This window comes from Kluyvera genomosp. 1 (genome assembly GCF_001266615.1).
Taxonomy (GTDB): domain Bacteria; phylum Pseudomonadota; class Gammaproteobacteria; order Enterobacterales; family Enterobacteriaceae; genus Kluyvera; species Kluyvera cryocrescens_A.
This window is the reverse complement of sequence record NZ_LGHZ01000055.1, coordinates 1-24,037: the sequence shown is the minus strand read 5'-3', so window position 1 is coordinate 24,037 and position 24,037 is coordinate 1. Positions and strand designations below refer to the sequence as shown.

At 50.5% G+C, this 24,037-nt stretch carries 20 protein-coding genes and 2 tRNA genes; 10 read left to right on the top strand and 12 right to left on the bottom strand.

Features of this window, described 5'->3' with window-relative positions; translation table 11 throughout:
• Positions 1–18: 18 nt before the first annotated feature.
• Positions 19–2,664: an autotransporter outer membrane beta-barrel domain-containing protein gene (locus KP80_RS21850; protein ID WP_082221777.1), complete on the bottom strand. Its 2,646-nt coding sequence runs from the start codon at positions 2,662–2,664 to the stop codon at positions 19–21.
• Positions 2,665–2,874: 210 nt separating this feature from the next.
• Positions 2,875–3,504, bottom strand: a complete 630-nt coding sequence (locus tag KP80_RS21845) for a helix-turn-helix transcriptional regulator (protein ID WP_156315718.1) — start codon at positions 3,502–3,504, stop codon at positions 2,875–2,877.
• Positions 3,505–3,999: 495 nt separating this feature from the next.
• Between KP80_RS21845 and KP80_RS21840 the strand changes: the two genes are divergently transcribed.
• The gene (locus tag KP80_RS21840; protein WP_052285741.1) at positions 4,000–4,476 is read left to right on the top strand and encodes a WbuC family cupin fold metalloprotein; all 477 of its coding nucleotides are present in this window, start codon (positions 4,000–4,002) and stop codon (positions 4,474–4,476) included.
• Positions 4,477–4,523: 47 nt separating this feature from the next.
• Here the strand turns inward: KP80_RS21840 and blaCTX-M are convergent, their stop codons facing one another.
• Positions 4,524–5,399 carry a CTX-M family extended-spectrum class A beta-lactamase gene (gene blaCTX-M / locus KP80_RS21835; protein WP_052285740.1) on the bottom strand — a complete coding sequence of 292 codons (876 nt, stop codon included), beginning with the start codon at positions 5,397–5,399 and terminating at the stop codon, positions 4,524–4,526.
• Positions 5,400–5,765: 366 nt separating this feature from the next.
• Here blaCTX-M and ypdK point away from each other — a divergent pair, with 366 nt between their 5' ends.
• Positions 5,766–5,837 (top strand): membrane protein YpdK, encoded by a 72-nt coding sequence (ypdK, locus tag KP80_RS23195; RefSeq protein ID WP_112204148.1) that lies wholly within the window; start codon positions 5,766–5,768, stop codon positions 5,835–5,837.
• 63 nt (positions 5,838–5,900) lie between these two features.
• On the opposite strand, the gene alaC is transcribed toward ypdK, so the two are convergent.
• Positions 5,901–7,127 carry an alanine transaminase gene (alaC, locus tag KP80_RS21830; RefSeq protein WP_052285739.1) on the bottom strand — a complete coding sequence of 409 codons (1,227 nt, stop codon included), beginning with the start codon at positions 7,125–7,127 and terminating at the stop codon, positions 5,901–5,903.
• Positions 7,128–7,515: 388 nt separating this feature from the next.
• Between alaC and KP80_RS21825 the strand changes: the two genes are divergently transcribed.
• Together KP80_RS21825 and KP80_RS21820 are read left to right on the top strand one after the other, a co-directional pair.
• The gene (locus tag KP80_RS21825) at positions 7,516–9,216 is read left to right on the top strand and encodes a sensor histidine kinase (RefSeq protein WP_072129199.1); all 1,701 of its coding nucleotides are present in this window, start codon (positions 7,516–7,518) and stop codon (positions 9,214–9,216) included.
• A gap of 12 nt (positions 9,217–9,228) precedes the next feature.
• Positions 9,229–9,966, top strand: a complete 738-nt coding sequence (locus KP80_RS21820) for a LytR/AlgR family response regulator transcription factor (protein ID WP_052285737.1) — start codon at positions 9,229–9,231, stop codon at positions 9,964–9,966.
• 40 nt (positions 9,967–10,006) lie between these two features.
• Here KP80_RS21820 and glk read toward each other — a convergent pair whose 3' ends face one another.
• Positions 10,007–10,972: a glucokinase gene (gene glk / locus KP80_RS21815; protein ID WP_052285736.1), complete on the bottom strand. Its 966-nt coding sequence runs from the start codon at positions 10,970–10,972 to the stop codon at positions 10,007–10,009.
• Positions 10,973–11,215: 243 nt separating this feature from the next.
• On the opposite strand from glk, the gene KP80_RS21810 reads away from it, so the two are divergent.
• A complete protein-coding gene (locus tag KP80_RS21810; RefSeq protein WP_052285735.1) occupies positions 11,216–12,454 on the top strand; it encodes an ion channel protein in 1,239 nt (412 codons plus the stop codon).
• On the opposite strand, the gene KP80_RS21805 is transcribed toward KP80_RS21810, so the two are convergent.
• Positions 12,451–14,112 carry an alpha-keto acid decarboxylase family protein gene (locus tag KP80_RS21805; protein WP_052285744.1) on the bottom strand — a complete coding sequence of 554 codons (1,662 nt, stop codon included), beginning with the start codon at positions 14,110–14,112 and terminating at the stop codon, positions 12,451–12,453. The two genes, KP80_RS21810 and KP80_RS21805, sit on opposite strands and share 4 nt — an antisense overlap.
• Positions 14,113–14,287: 175 nt before the next feature.
• Between KP80_RS21805 and mgrA the strand changes: the two genes are divergently transcribed.
• Positions 14,288–15,286 (top strand): L-glyceraldehyde 3-phosphate reductase, encoded by a 999-nt coding sequence (mgrA, locus tag KP80_RS21800; RefSeq protein WP_052285734.1) that lies wholly within the window; start codon positions 14,288–14,290, stop codon positions 15,284–15,286.
• 125 nt (positions 15,287–15,411) lie between these two features.
• Positions 15,412–15,738: a DUF2502 domain-containing protein gene (locus tag KP80_RS21795; RefSeq protein ID WP_072129198.1), complete on the top strand. Its 327-nt coding sequence runs from the start codon at positions 15,412–15,414 to the stop codon at positions 15,736–15,738.
• Between the two features lie 201 nt (positions 15,739–15,939).
• Here KP80_RS21795 and KP80_RS21790 read toward each other — a convergent pair whose 3' ends face one another.
• Both KP80_RS21790 and KP80_RS23485 read right to left on the bottom strand, forming a co-directional pair.
• Positions 15,940–17,178 carry an Nramp family divalent metal transporter gene (locus tag KP80_RS21790; RefSeq protein WP_052285732.1) on the bottom strand — a complete coding sequence of 413 codons (1,239 nt, stop codon included), beginning with the start codon at positions 17,176–17,178 and terminating at the stop codon, positions 15,940–15,942.
• Positions 17,171–17,215: a hypothetical protein gene (locus KP80_RS23485; RefSeq protein WP_419772967.1), complete on the bottom strand. Its 45-nt coding sequence runs from the start codon at positions 17,213–17,215 to the stop codon at positions 17,171–17,173. Before KP80_RS23485 ends, KP80_RS21790 begins: the two co-directional genes overlap by 8 nt.
• A 298-nt stretch (positions 17,216–17,513) precedes the next feature.
• Between KP80_RS23485 and nupC the strand changes: the two genes are divergently transcribed.
• A complete protein-coding gene (gene nupC / locus KP80_RS21785) occupies positions 17,514–18,716 on the top strand; it encodes a nucleoside permease NupC (protein ID WP_052285731.1) in 1,203 nt (400 codons plus the stop codon).
• Between the two features lie 51 nt (positions 18,717–18,767).
• Here nupC and KP80_RS21780 read toward each other — a convergent pair whose 3' ends face one another.
• The 3 genes from KP80_RS21780 to KP80_RS21770 form a co-directional block, all read right to left on the bottom strand.
• Entirely contained in the window at positions 18,768–20,960 is a 2,193-nt protein-coding gene (locus KP80_RS21780) for an EAL domain-containing protein (RefSeq protein ID WP_052285730.1), read from the bottom strand.
• 186 nt (positions 20,961–21,146) lie between these two features.
• A tRNA-Ala gene (locus KP80_RS21775) sits at positions 21,147–21,222 on the bottom strand.
• A gap of 39 nt (positions 21,223–21,261) precedes the next feature.
• A tRNA-Ala gene (locus KP80_RS21770) sits at positions 21,262–21,337 on the bottom strand.
• Positions 21,338–21,553: 216 nt separating this feature from the next.
• On the opposite strand from KP80_RS21770, the gene KP80_RS21765 reads away from it, so the two are divergent.
• Both KP80_RS21765 and KP80_RS21760 read left to right on the top strand, forming a co-directional pair.
• A complete protein-coding gene (locus KP80_RS21765) occupies positions 21,554–21,910 on the top strand; it encodes a YfeC-like transcriptional regulator (RefSeq protein ID WP_052285729.1) in 357 nt (118 codons plus the stop codon).
• Between the two features lie 9 nt (positions 21,911–21,919).
• A complete protein-coding gene (locus tag KP80_RS21760) occupies positions 21,920–22,318 on the top strand; it encodes a YfeC-like transcriptional regulator (protein WP_052285728.1) in 399 nt (132 codons plus the stop codon).
• A gap of 39 nt (positions 22,319–22,357) precedes the next feature.
• On the opposite strand, the gene gltX is transcribed toward KP80_RS21760, so the two are convergent.
• A complete protein-coding gene (gene gltX, locus KP80_RS21755; protein WP_052285727.1) occupies positions 22,358–23,773 on the bottom strand; it encodes a glutamate--tRNA ligase in 1,416 nt (471 codons plus the stop codon).
• Between the last annotated feature and the right edge of the window lie 264 nt (positions 23,774–24,037).

The window sequence follows — 24,037 nt, the reverse complement described above, 5'->3', positions numbered from 1 at the left end:
GAGACAGGTGCTAGCACCTTAGAAAGCGTATTTAATACCTAACATGCCCTGCGTATCGCTATAGCCTTTATCACCCACCTGCTGAGCCACGTTCCCCCACAGATGAAGGTTTTTACCCAACTGGCCCTCAACGCCCGCTTTCAGCTCACCAATATTGCGCGTCCCGGCCTGGTAGTTAGAAACGCCGTTCATCGTCACGCCATAGGACTGCGTGTTGTAAATCCAGTTGGCTTCGACAAATGGCTGAAACTCGCGCGCCTTCCCGTCGTCAATGGCGTTATGCCCTTTAATAAAGGCTTTCAGTCCCAACCGCGTTTGCAGGTTACCGTCATTTTTGCTCTTCACCCGCGTACCGTTCGCTTCAGTATGCGTATCGGCCTGCACATCCATCCAGGTCAACTGCGCTTTAGGTTGGAGCCAGTATGTCGACCGCCCATCTTCCCGCTGCGCCATCAGGAAGCTGTATCCCCCCTCAACGGAAGCAGTAATCCCGTCGGAATCATATTTTTCCGTCGCCAATTTCTCGCCGTACACTTTGTTATTAAACCAGTTGTACAGAACCCAGCTATCCAGATAGCTCCCCGTCTTCTCCTCATCGTTCGCATACCAGGTCGCATAAAGCCCAGCGCTGTAGCCGGTTACCTGCCCACGAGAATGATAACGGCTGACATCGGAACGGGTATTGCTTTGGCTATTGCCATACCCTGCCATCAGCCCCAAGTGCCAACGATCCAGGCCATCGGTACTCCATTGGGCAATATCTCCCCCCAGTTGCAGAACATAGCGATTGCTTTGGGTACTGAGCTGACCACTGGAATCTTTAAAGCGTGTATGGCCGCCAACATTTCGCATCCACAGACTGGTCACCTTCTTTTCACCGGTCAGGAGATCGGTATACTGCGTATCGCCTAAACGGTCATGCAGACGAGTGTTAAACATCGTGTTGGCCGCTGCAAGGTTGGCAAGATAAGAACCGCTTTCCGGGCGGAGTGTCGGCTGTTCAGGCACAGGTACTGGGTCTGGATCCGGTTCAGTTGGCTTCGCTGCCGCGTTCATCAGATACCAGTTGTTGGTTAATGCCCCTTCCCCGCGTCGCAGATCATATTCATAGCTGCCGGCGACAATACGCCCAGATTTTACAAAGTTGCCGTCAGAGAGCCCCTCAACATGGACCACTTCAATTCCGTTAATGGTTTTATCGCCGCTGCCGCCTACATTATTGACGGCGACATTGGTTGTTCCGGAAGTATTCCCCTGAACGATCAGCTTATCGGTTAACGAATTATCGTCGCCAAGTACGGTATTGAGCCTCAGCGTGCCGCCATTACCGTCGTAGTTACCGTTTACGGTCAGTGTTTTCGGTGTCAATGGAGAATCATTTTCAGGGCTTTGATACGACAACGTGGCGTTATTTAACGTCAGGTTGGTGAGAGTTGAATCCCTGGTCATCGTCCACAGGCTATCTCTGCCATCAATGTTCAGATTTACGGTGGACGCTGCATCAACGCTGGAAGATCCCACAAAGTGGGACGTATTGGACATATTTAATGCAATCGTTCCACCATTAATAGCGTTAATATTTCCTTCAATATCAAATACACCGGAGCTATCAGTCAAAGCCGTTTTGTCAATATCAAGCCTATCCGTTCGCTGGTGACTGTCTGATATTTCAGGAACAGAAAGGTACTTACTGGCAATAATGGATCCCACACCGTTGGCCTGGATAACATCAGCACTCTTAGCGGCTCTTAGTTTTGCACCACCGGCCAGATACACGCTTCCAGGGCGAACATTATCGGTATAGGTACCCTGCTGTTCAGTTGCCGCGTAAATCGCCAGTGCATTATCACCGGTCGTAGAAATATCTGCCCCATCACCGAGCTGGATAAACCCTCCTTTGTTCGCATACACGGCATGGCCCGTTTTGCTGGCCGTGGATATTTCTGAATCAGCGCCGATAAACACGTAGGAATTACCAAGAGTATTATTATTTTTTCCAGAAAGAATATCCATAAACCCAAGGCCATTGGTGTCGGTATTCCGGTTTCCGGCGTAGACAGCGTACCCTTTACTATCAGACGTATTGGATGCGTTCCCTGTACCGGTGACCCGAATCACACTACTTCCCGCCAATACAATTATGCTGTTTGCCCCAGCATTCTGGAAATTGTTAGCCCGAACGCCTACACCATCCTTAACGGAGATATTCGCAGATTCGCTTACATAAACTAGCGAGTCATAATTATTGTTAAAATCAGAGGCGACGTTTATTCCATCTGCCGAGGAGCCCGTTGCTTCGATCGTTAAATTTTTGGCTTTAAAGTATACCGCTTCGCTATTGCCCCTAATCGCATCGGCTGCTGAACCACTGGTTTTAATCGTAATATCATTTAATACAGGACTATTCATCCCATTGGTATGAAGATAAACACCAAAACCCGCCAGCGGTGATGTTCCTCCACTTGCAGTAGTCGTGACATTCACCTGATCGTAACTGCTTAATGGGACACCATTGTAATAGTAAAGAACATTATCATAGTCCAACGTCCCGTCAGCATAAGCAGGTGGAACAGAGGTTCCGACGACAATCAGCGCGACAACCGTGCTGAGAATCGTTCTTTTAAAAACAGCTCTACTATCTATATATTCATATTTATCTTTCATTTTCCACCTCATCCTTAAAGATCATAACGAAAAACTCAACCATTCAGGAAAAAACTCGAATGCAACTGAGAGTTAATTAATAAAATATGGAAACCCTGAAATTTCACTAATTCATCGCCACAGCGTTCATAAGGCATCTGAATATGATTTAAGGGTGTGCAATGCCATTGGGCATCAAAATAAAGTTATAAATTGAAATTTTATAGATAATTAAATGGCATGTGAAAATCGAAACAGCGTATTAATATCCGCCCCCATTTTCTTTTCCGCTCGCCGTTTAGCGGAATATATCCTTCTGATATTCACCGCCAATAAATCAGCTAATTGGTTACAGTCCCCCCCTGAAATCAAGGCTCTCAGGACGTCGAACTCCAGTGAAGATAGCGCTTCTCCTCTGATAAACGCATCGCGCTGATAAATGGCGCGCTTACTCAGTTTATCACGCGAAATAGCCACCTTATCGTTGGGATAAATAACAAGAAAGATATCCTTATCATGTTTAAACCAATAGTTTGCCAATGGCCTCAGATACTTATCACAAACGATAACGATTTTTAGTTTTGTTTCTGCCAGATAGTCTATCCATCTTTTCTCCATGAAAAAACGCAGGTAGCTAATTGAGAAATCAACGAATATACAGCCAAGATAAAGATTATTGTGGGTCTGTTTAAGAATACCTTCCATAACGCCCAATGAAAAATAATCACTGCCCCTCGGCCAGGTGCAAAAACAATAATCCTGACAAAATGAAACACGTAATGAGGTGTTTGGTTTTATTTCACAGTTTGAAGGGCAACTCATACAGTTGATTCTTCCGCAATCAATATTTCGTGACATCATTGTCCCCTCCCTTTTTCATTTTAATAATTTCATTCGGGTAAAATATTGTCAATCGCCTTTTAAATGCCTGACGTATTAATGGGGTAAATAAAACAATATTCCTAGGAATCAATTTGTGTGTGCTTTTTAACCATGAGGAAAATCAATGGAAAAGAGCGGAAGTAATTCTTCCGGTGAAATTTTCCAGGAATAGTACAAATGTAAATCAGATAATTACAACAAAAACATCAGTTAATAAATTAATCACAGGTGTAATAATAAATATAACGATGATAACCTGCAGCAACTTTTTATCCGGATGGGGCTAATGAAAATGATTTTTTTCGGCTAAAAAAAAGCAGCTAATATAATTGTATTGGTATTAATATGCATCAGACAAATGAGCATAGTTGATAATCAGAAGATCCGATTCTTCACTTGCTTCTCAGCTTCTGGCACCCTGACGCGTGCGTTAACCCTGTAACGTCTGATTAATTAATCGACAAGGCAATTTTGATGAAACAAATTACCATGAGTGATATGCAGCAGCAGAGCGCGACAGCAGCCCAGTCGCCGCGACTCCGCGCGCACCGTAATTTCCATCCAGAACTCAGCGATCCGGTTCAGCGTCTGGCCATTGCCATGGAACCAGGTACCTATGTACGCCCACATCGACACCCACACACCTTCGAACTCTTGCTGCCATTACGCGGGCGTTTTGTGGTGCTGAACTTTGACGATCGAGGTACGGTCACTCATCGGGCGATACTGGGAGAAACGTGTACGGTGCTTGAGATGGATGCCGGTACATGGCATGCCGTGCTATCGCTGGATAAGGGTGGCGTCATTTTTGAAGTGAAACACGGAGGCTATCAACCCGTGGCTGACGTTGACTACGCAAACTGGGCCCCCGCAGAAGGCGAATCGGGCACTGCCGAACTGATGGCTTGGTATGCGAACGCCCAGGTAGGAGACCGCGGTGTTAGCCTTTAGGGCCATTCGAGCAAAAAGGGAATGGGTTTCCCCATTCCCTTTCAACGTTACATACCTTCGGTGACAATTTTAGCCGCCGAGGCTAAAACATCGCGACGACTTTCAGCCTTGGGCTGTGTTTGCGTGAAATAAGTGACCAAAACCAGTGGGGCGCGATCTTTTGGCCAGATCACCGCGATATCGTTGGTCGTCCCATAATCACCGCTGCCGGTTTTATCTCCAACAACCCAGGAAGCCGGCAGGCCAGCCTGAATACTCGCCGCGCCCGTTGTATTGCCCTTCATCCAGGTGACCAGCTGCGCTCGCTGAGTATCACCCAGCGCTTTACCTAAGGTCAGGTTGCGCAGGGTCTGCGCCATCGCCAGAGGCGTCGTGGTATCACGAGGATCGCCCGGAATAGCGGTGTTTAACGTCGGTTCAGTGCGATCAAGGCGGAATGTCTCATCCCCCACCTGTCGGGCAAAGGCAGTCACGCCATCAGGACCACCAAGCTGTTCAATCAGCTTATTCATGGCCACATTATCGCTATATTGCAAGGCTGCCGCGCTAAGCTCTGACAGCGACATCGAGCCACCAACATGTTTTTCCGCAATCGGATTGTAGTTGGTCAGATCCGATTTATTAATCTTAACCCGCTTATTTAAAAGATTATGTTCGGTTTCGCTTTTCTTAAGCACCCCAGCAGCAGCCATCACTTTACTGGTGCTGCACATGGCAAAGCGCTCATCGGCGCGGTAAAGCATTTGCGAATCATCAGCAGTATCAATCAACGCAACCCCAAGTCGTCCCCCTGACGCTTTCTCTAAAGCCGCAAGTTTTTGTTCTACGCTCGCGGTCTCTGCATGCAGCGATACGCTGCCGAAGAGCAGTGGCAGTGCTGCGGCTGCAATTAACGTCAATTGGCGTAGTGATGTTTTAACCATGGAATCCCTTAATATGGAAGAGGCAAAATGAGAACGGTATGAATAATAAATCTTTTGTCCATGGCTCGCTACAAAGCCACCGATATCCGGCAAACAACCGTAAAAATCAGCGTCGCCAGAATGAAATTTATTACCGGATGAAATTAATGTGTCGCCGAATCACGACACTCGTAAGTAACTAAAAATTAATAAAAAAATCCCTCTTGTTTCACTCCATATTTAGGCGTACATTAGCGCCATCTGGAGCACAAAAGCACAGAATTCTGAGGTGATGCCAGCCCCGAAAACAAACAGGTTCCGGTTGATATCAGCTCGCAGTACTACCGTTCATGAGTGCGCAGAAAAAATTGCGCGGAGAGATGAGTCGTGAAATATTTCTTTATGGGCTTTTCCTTTATGGTCATCGTTTTTGCCGGTACATTTGCCCTGATGATCTAGTGAATAGAATGCACAAAAAAACAGGAGCCATTTGGCTCCTGTTTGCATTTCTGGACGGATAAATCATTCTGCTGATTTATGCTCAGACGGTAACAGGCCGTCAGCACGGAACATCGATTTAATGCCGCGTATCGCCTGGCGGATGCGGTCACGGTTCTCAATCAGCGCAAAGCGCACATGAGTATCACCGTAATCGCCAAATCCAACCCCTGGTGACACACAGACTTTCGCATCCTGCAGCAGCTTTTTAGCAAACTCCAGCGAGCCCATCGCGGCGTACTTGTCGGGGATTTTGGCCCACACATACATCGAGGCTTTCGGCATCTCCACCATCCATCCCGCTTCATGCAGCCCTTTCACCAGCACATCACGACGGCGCTTGTACTGTTCAGCAATATCGCGCACACACTGCTGATCGCCTTCCAGCGCTGCAATGGCCGCCACCTGGAGCGGCGTAAAGGTGCCGTAATCGTGATAACTCTTAATTCGCGCCAGCGCATTCACCAGCGTTTTATTGCCCACCATAAAACCAATACGCCAGCCAGCCATATTGTAGCTTTTGGACAGGGTGAAAAACTCCACCGCCACATCGCGAGCGCCGGGAACCTGCATAATCGACGGTGCTTTCCAGCCGTCATAAACGATGTCAGCATAGGCCAAATCGTGAACGACGAGCACGTCATAGCGTTTGGCCAAAGCCACAACTTTCTCGAAAAACTCCAGCTCTACGCACTGGGCGGTTGGGTTGGAGGGGAAACCGAGAATCATCATCTTCGGTTTCGGGTAGCTTTCACGGATTGCGCGCTCGAGCTCGTTAAAGAAATCGACGCCTTGCACCAGCGGCACCGAACGAACCTGGGCACCGGCAATCACCGCACCGTAGATATGAATAGGATAACTGGGATTCGGTACCAGCACGGTATCGCCGTGGTCGAGCGTCGCCAGCATCAGGTGCGCGAGCCCCTCTTTCGAGCCAATCGTCACAATCGCTTCGCTTTCAGGATCAATTTCAACGTCGTAGCGATCGTGATACCAGCGAGAGATCGCCCGGCGTAAGCGTGGGATCCCGCGGGAAGTGGAATAACCGTGAGTATCCGGACGTTGCGCCACGGTACAGAGTTTTTCGACGATATGCGGCGGCGTGGCGCCATCAGGGTTACCCATGCTGAAATCAATAATGTCTTCGCCGCGCCGACGCGCAGCCATCTTTAATTCAGCAGTGATGTTAAAAACATACGGGGGTAAGCGATCGATACGCGTAAAACGACGTTCAGGACTGGATTCAGCCATAGATTCCTCAGGATAACGTGAGCGCCCGAACCGTTCGAGCGACGCTGCCACCGATGTGGCATGACTAGAAAGTAACCTGGATAAATTAGTGCTGTCGAGAGGCAATGAAAAAAAGAGTTATATCGCTAAAAAGAGGAAGTTTTACAAAGATAAATCACGGCGTAACGGTAATAAACGGAAAATTAAAACATAAACACAACACTTTGTTATCCACATGTTTTCACTGAAACCCAATAACACGGGCACGAATGTGCCATTTCATTCTGCTAAATGCCTTTATTTTACAATCCCCTTTTAAAATTATGGTTTTTCCCTATTCCGCGTACTACTGGTCATCTGCCGCCGGGTTACTTATCATAAGATTTTACTGAAGACCATCGGTGCCTCCATGCACGAAATATTCAATATGCTGCTCGCTGTCTATGATCGAGCTGCATTAATGCTGATTTGCCTCTTTTTCTTAATCCGCATACGCCTCTTCCGCGAGCTGCTGCACAAATCGGCCCATACCCCGAAAGAGCTTTTGGCCGTCACCGTCATCTTCTCGATGTTCGCTATTTTCAGTACCTGGTCCGGCGTGCCGGTAGAAGGCTCACTGGTAAACGTACGTATTATCGCGGTGATGTCCGGCGGGATTTTGTTCGGTCCATGGGTCGGCGGTATCGTAGGGATTATCGCCGGGATCCACCGTTATCTCATCGACGCTGGCGGCGTGACTGCCGTTCCGTGCTTTATTACCAGTATTATTGCCGGGATTCTTTCCGGGCTTATCAATCGTAAAATCCCGAAAGAACTGCACTGGAAAATCGGTATTCTCGGCGGCATGCTATGTGAAACGCTGACCATGATTTTGGTCGTCGTCTGGGCGCCGAATATTCCGCTGGGAATGGATATCGTTTCGAAAATTGGGATTCCAATGATCGCTGGTAGCGTCTGTATTGGTTTTATCGTGCTGCTAGTGCAAAGCGTAGAAGGTGAAAAAGAGGCCAGCGCTGCGCGCCAGGCCAAACTAGCGCTGGATATCGCCAACAAAACGCTGCCACTCTTCCGCCAGATTAACAGTGATACGTTGCGACAAATCTGCGACATCATCCGCCAGGATATTCATGCTGACGCGGTGGCGATTACCAATACCGAACGGGTAATGGCCTACGTTGGCGTGGGGGAAGATAACTACCACAACAATGATGATACGATTAGCCCGACCACCAGGCAGGCGATTGATAATGGTGAAATCATCATCAAAAACAATGATGAAGCCTATCGTACGCCGGAAATCCACTCGATGCTGGTAATCCCACTGTCGGAAACCGGCGTGGTCACCGGAACGCTAAAAATCTATTACTGCCATGCCCACCAGATCACCTCTTCACTTCAGGAGATGGCTATCGGCCTGTCGCAGATTATCTCCACGCAGCTGGAAGTTTCTCGCGCCGAACAGCTCCGCGAGATGGCAAATAAGGCAGAGCTCCGCGCACTGCAAAGTAAAATCAATCCCCATTTCTTGTTTAACGCGCTCAACGCAATTTCATCCTCAATTCGCCTGAATCCGGACACCGCGCGGCAGCTGATTTTTAATCTGTCGCGATATCTGCGCTATAACATTGAATTAAAAGATGATGAGCAGATTGATATCCGCAAAGAGCTGTATCAAATCAAGGACTACATCGCCATTGAACAGGCGCGCTTTGGCGATAAGCTGACGGTTATCTACGACATTGACGAAGAAGTGAACTGCTTCATCCCAAGCCTGCTTATTCAGCCACTGGTCGAGAATGCCATCGTCCACGGTATTCAACGCAGTAAAGGCAAAGGCGTCGTCACCATCAGCATTACCGAATCCGGCAACCGCGTGCGGATCAGCGTACGGGATACCGGGCCGGGCATCGATCCACAAGTGGTGGCTCGCGTTGAAGCTAACGAAATGCCGGGGAATAAAATTGGGCTGCTTAACGTACATCACCGGGTCACATTATTGTACGGCGAAGGGCTACATATTCGTCGCCTCGATCCGGGTACGGAGATTGCCTTTTACGTTCCTAACCAGCGCACGGCGGTGCAGACCACAGCCACTACGCTGCTGTCTTAACCTGGAGTACACATGAAAGTCATCATTGTCGAAGATGAATTCCTGGCACAACAGGAGCTAACCTGGCTGATTCAGCAACATAGCCAAATGGAGATTGTCGGGACTTTTGACGACGGCCTGGATGTGCTGAAGTTTTTGCAGCACAACAAAGTGGATGCCATCTTCCTCGACATTAACATTCCTTCTTTGGATGGCGTGCTGCTGGCGCAGAACATCAGTCAGTTCGCCCATAAACCGTTCATCGTGTTTATTACTGCGTGGAAAGAACATGCAGTAGAGGCCTTTGAACTGGAAGCATTTGACTACATTCTCAAGCCATATCAGGAAACGAGGATTGTTGCCATGCTGCAAAAGCTGGAGGCGACCTGGCAACAGCAGCAGTCGGGCAGCATCAATAGCCCGGCAGGTGTGACGCGTGAAAATGACACCATTAATCTGATTAAAGATGAACGCATCATCGTCACGCCCATCAACGACATCTACTACGCTGAAGCACATGAAAAGATGACGTTTGTTTATACGCGACGGGAATCCTACGTCATGCCGATGAACATTACCGAATTTTGCAGCAAGCTGCCCACCAGCCACTTCTTCCGCTGCCACCGCTCATACTGCGTGAATCTCAATAAAATTCGCGAAATTGAGCCCTGGTTCAATAACACCTATATCTTGCGCCTGCGCGATTTGGAGTTTCAGGTGCCGGTGAGCCGCAGTAAGGTGAAAGAATTTCGGCAGATAATGCATTTGTAGAAGAGACGCTGGCGACGAACGTCGCCAGCGAAAACAACGCTTATAGTACCTGTCCCAGCGTTTGGCGCAAGTGCGCGCCTGAGCCCAACAGGCCTGGATTGTCGTGAACAATCAGGTATACCGGGATGGGATGAACGTAGTCTCTAAAGCGACCTTTATCCTCAAAACCACCGCGGAAACCGGATGCTTTAAAGAATTCAAGGAATCGCGGCACGATCCCGCCGGCAATATAGACCCCGCCGAAAGTCCCCAATGTTAACGCCAGGTCGCCGCCAAAACGGCCCATAATGACGCAGAACAGCGACAGCGCGCGGCGGCAGTCGGTACAGGTATCCGCCAGCGCACGTTCAGTGATGTCTTTGGGTTTGTAGTTCTCTGGCAGGCGATTATCGGCTTTGACGATAGCGCGGTACAAATTCACCAGCCCCGGGCCTGAGAGTACGCGCTCCGCCGAGACGTGACCAATCTCTTCACGCAGCACTTCGAGGATAATCCCCTCTTCTTCGCTGTTTGGCGCAAAGTCAACGTGTCCGCCTTCACCCGGCAGGCTTACCCAGCGTTTATCAACGTGAACCAGATGCGCCACACCAAGACCGGTACCCGCGCCGTAAACGGCAATTGGCTTGCCGTCTACCGGCTCGCTACCGCCAAACTGGATCAGATGCTCTTTTTTCAGCATCGGTATCGCCATCGATACCGCGGTAAAATCGTTGATAATTTCCAGATGCGAGAAACCGAGGTTCTTTTTCATTTCCGCAATCGAGAACGCCCAGGTATGGTTGGTCATGGCCACCCAATCGCCGGTAATCGGGCAGGCAATGGCGATACAGCCATCTTCCACCGAGACGTTATGCTCGTCGAGATAGACGCGAACAACCGCTTCCAGACTGGGATAATCCAGGCCCGAATAGGTTTTCGCCTGGGAGATCTCCCCGCTGGCAATATTGCACAATGCCAGACGCGCATTGGTGCCCCCCACATCCCCTACTAAAGCAAACTTTGTCATTCCGTTACGGCTCCGCTAAAGTCAGAATAAATCTTTGTCACACTGTAAATTCAAGGCGCTTTAACAACAATGACGTTTGCGTGAGCGCCCCAGGATTATCGATCTTCGTCACATTTTTGCGCATTTTTTAGCAGGTACGAGGCCGGGAAAACGTGCAGGTCGTATCGTTTCAGCATCCTTTGCACTGAACGAAAATGTGGATAATGGCAAAGTCGCCCAGGTATACAGTAAAAGGATAAAAACATGCTCCATCCGCGAGCCAGAACCATGTTGTTGCTCTCTATCCCGGCAGTGATTATCGGTATCGCATCCAGCCTGCTGTTGATAGTGGTGATGAAGATTGCCGCCGTCCTGCAACAAATACTCTGGCGCAACCTGCCTGCGGCGTTCGGTGCTGATGTCACCTCACCATGGTGGATAATTTCAATCCTTACCTTGACCGGTATTGCTGTGGGTCTGGTGATTCGCTATAGCCCAGGTCATGCAGGCCCGGACCCGGCAAGCGAACCGCTCATTGGCGAGGCCGTCCCCCCATCACACCTTCCAGGGCTGGTCATTGCGCTGGTTATTGGCCTGGCGGGTGGCGTAAGCCTCGGCCCGGAACACCCTATTATGTCGGTCAATATCGCACTCGCCGTCACCCTGGGCGCCCGATTTTTCCCGCGCGTCAGCTCACTTGATTGGACGATTCTGGCGGCTGCTGGCACCATCGGTGCGTTGTTTGGCACGCCGGTTGCTGCAGCGCTGATATTTTCCCAGACGCTCAGCGGCAATAACGACGCGCCGCTGTGGGATCGTCTCTTCGCGCCACTGCTAGCCGCGGCGGCAGGTTCTCTCACCACCGGTCTGTTTTTCCACCCACAGTTCTCATTGCCTATTGAGCACTATCAGGGAATGCGACTCGTTGATATTTTCAGCGGTGCGATTGTTACTGTTTTCGCCATCGCCGTCGGCATGGTGGCCGTATGGTGCCTGCCGCACCTCCACGCGTTAATGCACCGGTTAAAAAGTCCGGTGATTATTCTCGGCGCCGGGGGATTCGTTCTGGGCATCATTGGCACTATTGGCGGGCCTATCACGTTGTTTAAAGGGCTGGAGGAGATGCAACAGCTGACTGCCGGGCAAGGTTTTGGCGCTGGCGACTACATGCTGTTCGCGCTCACGAAACTGGCCGCGCTGGTTGTGGCCGCCGCCTGTGGTTTTCGCGGCGGACGAATTTTCCCAGCCGTGTTTGTGGCCGTGGCACTAGGGCTGATGCTGCATGCTCATGTTGAGGCTGTGCCGGCGGCAATTACCGTCTCCTGCGCCATTTTAGGGCTTGTTCTGGTGGTCACCCGTGATGCCTGGCTGAGTCTGTTTATGGCCGCGGTAGTCGTACCGGACACCACCCTGCTCCCGCTCCTGTGCATCGTGATGCTCCCCGCCTGGCTGCTACTGGCGGGGAAGCCCACGATGATGGTGAGGCGCAAGCGCCAGGATTAATGGCCGCTGTTGCGCGCTTCCAGCGCCTGAGTGACGGCTTTAAGCAGTGGCGGAATGTCCATTTTGGGCAGCATAACTTCCAGCAGGGTCAGCTTATCTCCGCGTCCAGCACGCGTCAGCGCATCGTTTAGCTGCGACGCATTGCTGACTTTCCAGCACTCGGCCTGACAATCAAGATTCAGCGCCTGTGGAACCTGAGTCCAGTTCCACAGGCTGATGTCGTTATAGCGCTGTTCCGGCCCGTGAATCGCCCGCTCAACCGTATAGCCTTCATTATTCAGTAGCAAAATTAACGGCCGCTGCCCATCACGTAGCATAGAGCTCAACTCCTGAATTGTGAGCTGCGCCGCGCCATCGCCAATGACCAGCACCACGCGCCTGTCCGGCTGTGAAGTCTGCGCGCCGAAAGCGGCAGGCAGCGTGAAACCAATTGAGCCCCATAGCGGCTGCACAATCAGGCTCGCTCCCGGTGGCAACGTTAATGCCGCAATGCCAAAGGCGGCCGTGCCCTGATCACCCAACACAATGTCGTTTGGCTGCAGATGTTTTTCTAGCGCATGCCAGAAATGGCGTTGAGTCAGATGTCCGTTATCGACCGATGCTGGAGTACTTATCCCCCGGCGATAGGTCTGCCATTGAGAAGAAAACTCATGGCTGAGCGTGATTAACGCATTCACTGCATCCTGCATATCAATTCCGCTAAACCAGCGCTCGCCGACTCGAGCGGCAAACGGCTGAATTTCAATGGAATTTTTTGTCGCAATACGATGAGTGAAGCCAGCCGTAATGGTATCGGTAAAGCAGGTGCCAATGCAGATAATGGCTTCAGCGTTCTCAATTGCTTCGCGGGTCGCAGGCTGGCTGGCACCTCCGCTGTAGGTTCCAGCAAAGCCGGGCTGTTGCTCGTTAAAAAGCCCTTTCCCCATCAGAAGTGTGGCATGAGGAATGGGCACCTCGCGCATCCACTGATTCAGTACTGGCTGCTGCCCAAAGCGCAGCGCGAGGACGTCCGCAAGCAGTGAAACACGTTGACAAGGTTGCAGCTGTTCCCTGGCTTGCTGAATAAAGCTGTTCAACTGCGGGTTGTCTTTTGCGGCGGGCTGTGTGGTGAGAACGCTTTCAGGGCGTGTGACGGGCAGCGCGGCGACATCGGCTGGCAACAGGAGATATCCAGGACGTTTACGCCGCGTAATCTCACTGAGAACCCTATCAATTTCAGCGCATGCGTTGCGCGAATTTAATACCCCCTGAGCCACTGAAATAGGCGCACTCATCTGGCGAAAGTGGTCAAAGTTTCCGTCTCCCAAGGTATGGTGTAAACACTCACGTCGCTGCTGGGCTGCGGTACAGGGTGCGCCGACGATATGCAGTACCGGCACATGCTCAGCAAAGCTGCCTGCCACACCATTCAGAGCGCTGAGTTCTCCCACGCCATAGGTCGTCAGGAGCGCACCGAAGCCCTGCATTCGGGCATAACCATCCGCTGCATAGGCTGCGTTCAGTTCGTTAGCACACCCCACCCAACGAACGGTGCGATGTGCAATCACGTGATCGAGAAACTGGAGGTTGTAATCGCCCGGCACCCCAAACAGGTGTTCAGCGCTACAGTCAGCCAGGCGGTCAAGTAGATAATCAGCAACGGTATACGGCGCGTTCATCATGATGCACTTCCCCCTTGGGTACGTTTCTTTGAGTATTGAAGAAGTGTTAAGGCTGTCCACATTTGGCAAAAAAGTCCGCTGGAAAGCAAAATTTACAGATTTCAGGAGTGTACGAGCCGATGGACATTCGTTAGTGTAAACGTATACACACGTGGATATTCTGGAGGACACCATGGTTTACCAGGCAAGCCCAACGCGTTATGAAAACATGACGTATCAACGCTGCGGCAACAGCGGCCTCAAGCTTCCTGCCGTTTCGCTAGGGCTTTGGCACAATTTTGGCGACGAGACGCACGTCGAAAATAGCCGTCAACTGCTGCGTCATGCATTCGATCTCGGTATCACTCATTTTGATCTGGCGAATAACTATGGTCCGCCTCCAGGATCGGCGGAAAGCAACTTCGGCCGTATTCTGCGGGAAGATTTTCTGCCCTATCGCGACGAGTTGATTATCTCCAGCAAAGCTGGCTATACCATGTGGGATGGCCCATACGGTGATTGGGGATCTCGTAAATACCTGATTTCAAGCCTCGATCAAAGCCTGAAGCGTATGGGATTAGAGTACGTTGATATTTTTTATCATCATCGTCCGGACCCGGAAACTCCGCTGCTGGAAACCATGCGCGCACTGGACCATATCGTCCGCCAGGGTAAAGCACTGTACGTTGGGCTTTCCAACTATCCGGCAGAACTCGCCCGGCAGGCCATCGGCATTCTTAACGATCTCGGAACGCCCTGCCTCATCCACCAGCCAAAATACTCCATGCTCGAGCGTAGCGCTGAAAACGGTCTGCTGGATGTCCTACAGCAGGAAGGCGTGGGCTGCATTGCCTTTTCACCGCTAGCGGGCGGCCAGTTGACGGACCGTTACCTGCACGGAATTCCGGCAGACTCCCGCGCGGCCAGCAATAGCATTTTCCTGAAACCAGAGCAGTTGACCGATGGCAGAATTAACGCTGTTCGCCAACTCAATGCCCTGGCAGAAAATCGTGGACAGAAGCTGTCGCAAATGGCGTTGGCATGGGTGCTACGCCAGCAGGCGGTCACGTCGGTACTGATTGGCGCAAGTAAAGTGGCGCAGCTTGATGATGCGGTCGGTATGCTGGCAAATCGACATTTCAGCCCGCAGGAATGCGCTGAAATTGATGATATTTTAGCCTGCACAAAATAACAGCGACTTTGACAAAAAATGCTCTCTCCTGGCGGTTTAAGAGTTAACCCAATAATCCGGCCTTTTACCGAATTGTAATATTGCGTTAACAGGTCTTACTGACCACGATCGTATAGGAGAGAAGTATGTTCAGGTCACTGATTCTGGCGGCGGTGTTGTTGGCATCGGCCCCGATGTTCGCGAATGCTGGTGAAATCACCCTGTTGCCATCCGTAAAACTACAAATTGGCGATCGCGATAATTACGGCAATTACTGGGACGGCGGCCGCTGGCGCGACCGTGATTACTGGCACAAACACTGGTACCGCCACGATAATGGCTGGCACCGTGGCTGGGATAAGCATAACGCTTATGAACGCGGCTACCGTGATGGCTGGGGCGATCGTCGAGATCACCGAGGTCCTGGACGTGGGCCAGGACGAGGCCACGGCCACGGGCATGGACATCACTAAAAAAAGAGCCTACGGGCTCTTTTTTTAGTGCCAAATCCTGCCGGGATCTTATCGTTCAGAGATCTCGACTCAAGGTTACGGCCTTCGGCCATGGGTTGATCACATTTAATTCATCGATGTTCGCAGACGGATTAAATTCGGCGAACATCAACGCAAAAACATAAGAGTTACCGTGACACGCTGCAAGCCACGGCTAATCTGCTATAAATCCAGCAGCGTGCCCACCAGCAGCCAGCCATTTAACGCCACCACAATGGCCACGATGGCCCAGCCGATGCGTTTAACCCATAACGAATTCACCAGCTCACCCATCAGTTTGCTGTCGCTGGTAAAAATCAGCAGCGGCACCAGCGCCAATGCGATACCAAAGCTCAGCAGCACCTGGCTCATTACCAGAATTCGCGTCGGGTCGAGTCCCATCAAAATGACCACAAACGACGGCAGCATTGTCACCACGCGGCGGAACCACAGTGGAATATGGAAGCGGATAAAACCCTGCATCACCACCTGGCCGGCCAGCGTACCCACCACCGTTGAAGAAAGTCCCGCGGCAATCAGACTGAGCCCAAAGATGGTAGCCGCAGCATGGCTGAGCAGCGGTTCCAGAGTCAAATACGCCTGATCCAGATCGGCAATCCCAGTATGACCGTGCGCGTGGAATGCCGCAGCGGCGGTGGCCATCATCGCCAGGTTAACAAAACCGGCAATGGTCATGGCAATCGCCACATCCCAGCGGGTCGCGTTATAGCGTTCTTTCGCACTGCCACCGTGCAAATGCTGGGTCAGCGACGAGTGCAGATAAATAACGTGCGGCATGATGGTTGCCCCCAGCACGCCAGCAGCAAGGAACACCGCTTCAGAGTTGGGCAGTGACGGTAAGATCATGCCTTTTGCCAGCGGTGCCAGAGCGGGCTGGGAAAAAATCAGCTCCACAATATAGGCTGCCGCCACGAACAACAGCAGACCACCAATCACTTTCTCCAGCGGTTTTTGCCCCCGACGCTGCAGCATCAAGATCAGGAAAGTCGCAATCCCGGTCAGTACCGCTCCTTGCAGCAACGAAACGCCAAGGATGAGCTTAAAACCTATGGCAGCGCCGATAAACTCGGCCAGATCGGTCGCCATGGCGATGATTTCGGCCTGCACCCAATAAAACCAAACCAGCGGGCGCGGATAGTGATCGCGAATCTGTTCCGCCAGGTTTTTGCCCGTCGCAATACCGAGCTTGGCCGATAGCACCTGAATCAGCATTGCCATCAGGTTCGCCCAAACCACCACCCATAAAAGTTGGTAGCCAAAGCTGGCCCCGGCCTGAATATTGGTCGCAAAATTACCGGGGTCGATATAGCCTATCGCCGCAATAAATGCAGGTCCCATCAACGCTAGCCGCATACGGCGCGCTGAGCGACTGGTGTTATTTTCAACGCGACTGTTAGTCATTCTGTGCCTCAAAAACATAGCCTTTGCTATGTTTCATGCTACCAAAATGAGAATGATTATCAAGTTCATTTATGAGGGATGATAATGATTGCTCTGATAGCCGGAACCGATAGCCAGACTGGAGGTTAGGAAGGTTTGGTATACGCTTAATGACAGAGTAGTACAACGTGGAAACTTTTCATACATTTACTTAACATCACAAAAATGTATCGAAGATCACTATTTTAGAGTTTGCTCACAGGTTCTAAATATAGTGAGAGACAGATCTCGTTTTATTTGACCATGTTACATAGAATGTGCACGAAAACTTAACCCGCCTCATGTTTGGAGCAAATATGGACCGCGTCTTCCATTTTATTCTCGCGCTCGTTGTGGTTGCGATCCTGGCCTTGCTGGTCAGTTCCAACCGTAAACAAATTCGCATTCGTTATGTTATTCAGCTACTTGTCATCGAAGTATTGCTGGCATGGTTCTTCCTGAACTCCGATGTTGGTCTGGGTTTCGTAAGAGGCTTCTCCGAGATGTTCGAAAAACTGCTCGGTTTTGCCAACGAAGGGACCAACTTCGTCTTCGGTAGTATGAACGATAAAGGCCTGGCGTTCTTCTTCCTGAAAGTCCTGTGCCCAATCGTCTTCATCTCCGCGCTGATTGGTATTCTGCAGCATATCCGTATCCTGCCAATTATCATTCGTGCCATTGGTACCGTGCTGTCTAAAATCAACGGCATGGGTAAACTGGAGTCTTTCAACGCCGTCAGCTCGCTGATTCTCGGCCAGTCTGAAAACTTCATCGCCTATAAAGATATCCTCGGTAAAATGTCCCGCAACCGCATGTACACCATGGCGGCCACGGCGATGTCTACCGTTTCCATGTCTATCGTTGGCGCGTACATGACCATGCTGGAACCAAAATACGTCGTTGCGGCGCTGGTTCTGAACATGTTCAGCACCTTTATCGTTCTGTCGCTGATCAACCCTTATCGCGTTGATGAGAGCGAAGAAAACATCCAGATGTCTAACCTGCACGAAGGACAGAGCTTCTTTGAAATGCTGGGTGAATACATTCTGGCAGGCTTTAAAGTAGCGATTATCGTTGCTGCGATGCTGATCGGCTTCATCGCCCTGATCGCTGCGCTGAACGCCCTGTTCGCTACCGTAACCGGCTGGTTCGGCTACAGCATCTCCTTCCAGGGTATTCTGGGCTACATCTTCTACCCAGTTGCGTGGATCATGGGTGTACCGGCTAACGAAGCTCTGCAAGTGGGTAGCATCATGGCAACCAAGCTGGTTTCTAACGAATTCGTCGCCATGATGGATCTGCAGAAAGTGGCTGCTGAGCTCTCTCCACGCGCTGTGGGCATCATCTCCGTATTCCTGGTTTCCTTCGCTAACTTCTCTTCTATCGGTATTATCGCCGGTGCGATTAAAGGTCTGAACGAAGAGCAAGGTAACGTGGTTTCCCGCTTCGGTCTGAAGCTGGTTTACGGTTCTACGCTGGTGAGCGTGCTGTCTGCCTCTATCGCCGCGCTGGTTCTGTAATACGCCTGATAGTCAAAAAGGGCCTGTAACGTCAGTTACAGGCCCTTTTCTTTATGCTTCAGTATGGTAGCCAATCTCGCAAAGCGGTCGGGGTTTATCAATCAAATAGCCCTGCATGTAATGCACACCCAGCTCCACTAGCAGCGCCTGCTGCGCTTCGGTTTCTACAAACTCAGCCACCACTTCAAGATTCTGCACCTTAGCCAGTTCACAGATTGAGCGAATAATCATGGCATCCATGGGGTCAGTCAGCACATCGCGCACGAAGCTACCGTCTATCTTAATTATATCGGCCTCAACGCGCTTTAAGCGCTCGTAGTTGGCATAGCCGGTACCAAAGTCATCAATCGCAATCTGGCAGCCAAATTCACGTAGCCGATTAAGGTTTTTAATACTGACATCGGAATTGGAAAATGCCTGTTCTTCAGTGATTTCCACCACAATGCGTTTAACATTGACCCGATAGCGGCGAAACAGCGCAATGATTTCAGCGGCGCTTTCCTTTTGCATCAGCGTATAAGGCATCAGGTTGACGGAAAAACGTTGGCCAGGGAAAGCCTCAAGCGAGCCGAACAGCTTTTCCAGAACCTGCATATCGAAGCGCTTGCTGAGGTTAAACTGGGTCAATACAGGGATGAATTTATCCGGTGTGACCATGCCGTTAGCATCCACCAGTCGACTGAGAATTTCATAATACCCCTCACCAGAGGGTTTTCTAATCGGCTGAGCGTAAAGTACAAAACCATCGCCATCGAGCGCATTTTTAATGCGATTGAGCAATACCACCTGTTCGCTGGTCTGATCAAATGCCTCTACCTGTCCATTATCGAGTTTGAGGATTTGCCCACCTTCTCCGGCCTGTTCAGCAAGCCAGCTTAGCTGGCCCAGCGTATGGTAAAGGTTGCCATCCTGAGCACGCACTCGTCCCCATGAAATACCGTATTCCAGATTCAGTAGCGAATTATTCCAGCGAATCTCCTGACTACGCAGGAATGCAATCAAATGGTGCAGACGCGCAGCAGTATCTGGCCCGTAAAGCACCAGAAGCAGCTCATTGCCAGGCAGTTGGAACATTTTCTCATCCGGCCCCAGTACCGGTTGTAGAACCTGCGTGATACTCCGCTTGCACTGGATACGCATCATCATGCCGTAGTGGCGGCTAAGAAAATCCAGGTTCTCGATATGCAGGCAGCATACGTTCGCAAGGCCCGGTTTTTCGAGGTAATCCTCTAACGCACGCAGATTCGGTAGTCCCGTTAACGGATCGATCATCGCCTGCTCCTGCCACTTCTGCCTGACCCGCTTGCTGCGGTGATAAATCTGCAACATATACAGCAGACAGACCGTGAACGAGATAAGCGAAGACAAAACAAAGGACAGCGAGTACTGCGTCTGGATCCCATGTAAGAAATTGGTGTTATTCATCACTAGCATAAACGCTGAAATCGTCCACGCCATGATGACAACCGGATAGGTTAACTGACTGATCCCAAAAGAGAAGAAAATGAATATCATAGGGACAAGGTAGCCCGCGAAATAGTCCTCATCAAATGGCATGCAGAGGAAAAACAGCAAAACGGCCAGTCCTAGGAACCAGGCGCACACGTTCAAACGGCATCTCAGATCACGATAGATACCAAAATTACGACGCCAGAAAGCCCTGGCATAATTGGGATTCAGGCACATCCTAAACGGATAATAAAACAACTTTGTAAAAATCAGCGAAGCGCAAACTAATCCCTGGATATCTACAATAGTGTAAATCTTCGTTGTTATATTAAAATAACTGAACATTGATGGAGGAATAACTGTTAACTCTCCCACCATATACATCATGATCTTTGCCAAAATAGGTGCAGCAAAACCCAACCAAAAAACATGTAAGCCTAGGTTATTAATCGCTAAACCATGTCGCCAGCGGCGTCCTAATATAGAACGTAAAATAAGGCTGGAGATACAAACAGCCGTTAGCTGACAAAAAAGTAATATTAATGAATTAAATGGTGAAAGGTTTAGCTGCCAGTAGTTTGTCGCTGTAAAACCGACAATCAGCGGCAGCACCGCATGCCGCCCAAACAGCATCACCAGCGCAATCATCACCCCAAGCGGAAGCCAGGCTAAATATACAGAGTGGCCTTCATAGAAAGTCGTTGGGGATATATAACGAGAAAAAGGAATAGCGACCAGGCTCATTATCAGAACGAGGAAGAATTTTCTTACAGAGGTACTCCATTTAACAGTCATGCGTAGCAGCCGATATCCTTTATCGTACGTAGAGTGACTGTCCAAATATTATTGTCACTAATAATTCGAAGCAAGCGCCGCCTATAAAATACTGAACTATGGCCGCATTTTATATTATATTCGCTGTTATTTCACGTAGTTAGCAAATGCAAAAAACCCCCGCCTTACGGCGAGGGTTTCATAATTTGGTGGAGCTAAGCGGGATCGAACCGCTGACCTCTTGCATGCCATGCAAGCGCTCTCCCAGCTGAGCTATAGCCCCACAGTACTTTTACGTTCCAAACCTGATGGGAGCAGGATTTGGTGGAGCTAAGCGGGATCGAACCGCTGACCTCTTGCATGCCATGCAAGCGCTCTCCCAGCTGAGCTATAGCCCCAACGTAAAGCTGTCGTGTTGACGGGCGGCATAATATGAATTCCCTTGCACAGTGTCAACGGCAAAATACGTCAAAGGAAGTTAATCGCTGAAAAAGCAGGCAAACGCGCAACAATACGCCGCCGCTCGCAAACAGGAGTTATGCATGTCACGTTTTCCAGTAAAACGATGCTATAACATGAACCTGTAATTCCCACACTGCGACTCAGGAAATTGTATGCTCAAGGAACGAATGACGCCGGAGGAGATCGCCCATCTTACGGGGTATAGCCGACAAACCATCAATAAATGGGTGCGTAAAGAGGGTTGGACAACGTCGCCACGTCCCGGAGTTCAGGGCGGTAAAGCTCGGTTAGTGCATGTTAATGAGCAGGTCGTGGCGTTTATCCATAGCGCTCAGCGCGTTTGTGAGGCCACTGCCCCCTACGCCACAAGCAGCACCGAGACCCCTTTCCATACGCTGTTGTTAACGCTGGTCGATGAAATGACCGAAGTCGAACAAAAGCAGCTCACCACACTGCTGCTGCGGGAAGGCATCAGCGGTTTATTGCAACGTTTAGGGATCCGTAGTTAAGCATTCGTTATGAAAAAACTCCCCGCAAAGATGTCCACTGAAGAACTGGCCAACCGTCTGGGTATGACCCGTCAGACAATCAATCGCTGGATCCGCGAACAAGGCTGGCAAACAGAACCCCTGCCCGGCATTAAAGGTGGGCGGGCCCGACTTATTGCAATGACCCCGGCAGTACTCGATTATCTTGCCAATATGCCCGCGCTGCGTAACCTGAAAGATGAGAATCAGATGCACGAACCCGTTCGTAGCTACAGTGCAAAAGAGTCTGAGGTGGTTTGGCGGCAGATAACCGACGTGCTGCAAAATCTAACGCCCGTTGAACAGCAGCGGCTGCAGCTTTTACTTTCCCGGGAAGGAATTAGCGGATTCTTAACGCGGCTCGGGCTTAGCCACGGCGACGAGGCATAAAAAAAGCGGGTTTCCCCGCTTTTTTCTTTCATCAGCAAATTACTGCTGGCTTTCGCGCTCCGCAATAAAGCCCAGGGCTTTATTGATACGTTCAACGCTGCGGGATTTACCGATAGCATGTACGGTAACATCCAGCGCTGGCGACTGCCCCGCCCCGGTAACCGCTACGCGCAGTGGCATACCGACTTTACCCATGCCCACTTCTAATTCATCAGCGGTAGACTGAATAGCGTGATGCACGTTTTCGGCGGTCCATTCGGGGATGGCAGCAATTTTATCACGCACGACTTCCAGCGGCTGACGCGCAACCGGACGCAGGTGTTTTTTCGCCGCGTCGGCGTCGAACTCAGCGAAGTCTTCATAGAAGTAGCGGCAGGTTTGCGCCATCTCTTTAAGCGTTTTGCAGCGTTCACCCAGCAGTTTGACCAGTTCGGACAGCTGTGGCCCTACACGAGTATCAATATTTTCCTGCTCAATATGCCACTGCAGATGGGTTGCTACGTACTCTGCTGGCAGGTTGTTAATGTAGTGATGGTTCAACCACTGCAGTTTTTCGGTATTGAACGCGCTCGCAGATTTGCTCACGGCATTCAGCGCGAAGAATTTGATCATCTCTTCACGAGTGAAGATTTCCTGATCGCCATGGGACCAGCCCAGACGTACCAGATAGTTCAGCAGCGCTTCCGGCAGGTAGCCATCGTCACGATACTGCATCACGCTGACCGCACCATGGCGCTTGGACAGTTTTTTACCGTCGTCTCCGTTGATCATGGAAACGTGCGCGTAAACCGGCACCGGCGCATTCAACGCTTTCAGGATGTTGATCTGACGCGGCGTGTTGTTGATGTGGTCTTCACCGCGAATCACGTGGGTGATTTCCATATCCCAGTCGTCAACCACAACACAGAAGTTATACGTTGGAGAACCATCGGTACGACGGATAATCAGATCGTCCAGCTCCTGGTTGCTGAATTCAATCGGCCCACGGATTTGGTCATCAAAGATGACGGAGCCTTCCTGTGGGTTAGCGAAACGAACAACGCAAGGCTCATCAGCAGCATGTTCACTGTGGTCGTGGCGGCAGCGGCCGTCGTAGCGAGGCTTCTCGCCGTTCGCCATTTGCTCTTCACGCAGCGCTTCCAGACGCTCTTTAGAGCAGTAGCACTTATAGGCGGTACCGGCTTCCAGCATTTCATCAATGACCGCATTGTAGCGATCGAAACGCTTCGTCTGATAGTACGGGCCTTCATCCCACTCCAGATTCAGCCAGTTCATCCCATCCATGATGGCTTCAATGGCTTCCGGTGTTGAGCGCTCGAGATCGGTGTCTTCAATACGCAGCACAAACTCACCGTCGTGGTTACGTGCAAAAAGCCAGGAATAAAGAGCAGTACGAGCACCGCCGACGTGCAGATAGCCGGTCGGGCTAGGCGCGAAGCGAGTTTTGATTTTCATGAAATGGCCTTACGTTTATAAAGATGCCGACAACCGGCAAATACTGGAAATAAAAGTGGGCAATATTCTATCACTCCCACTCCGTCGTTCCCACCGCCAGCGCATGCTTTACTGTTTTTGCTTAGATTTCATACATAATAGAGCGTTTTGCGATCGCTTTGCTTAATTTTACGACGAACGAACAATTTCTTTAGAAAATGCGTTGACTCATTTTCAACTCTCCCTATAATGCGACTCCACACAGCGGGGGTGATTAGCTCAGCT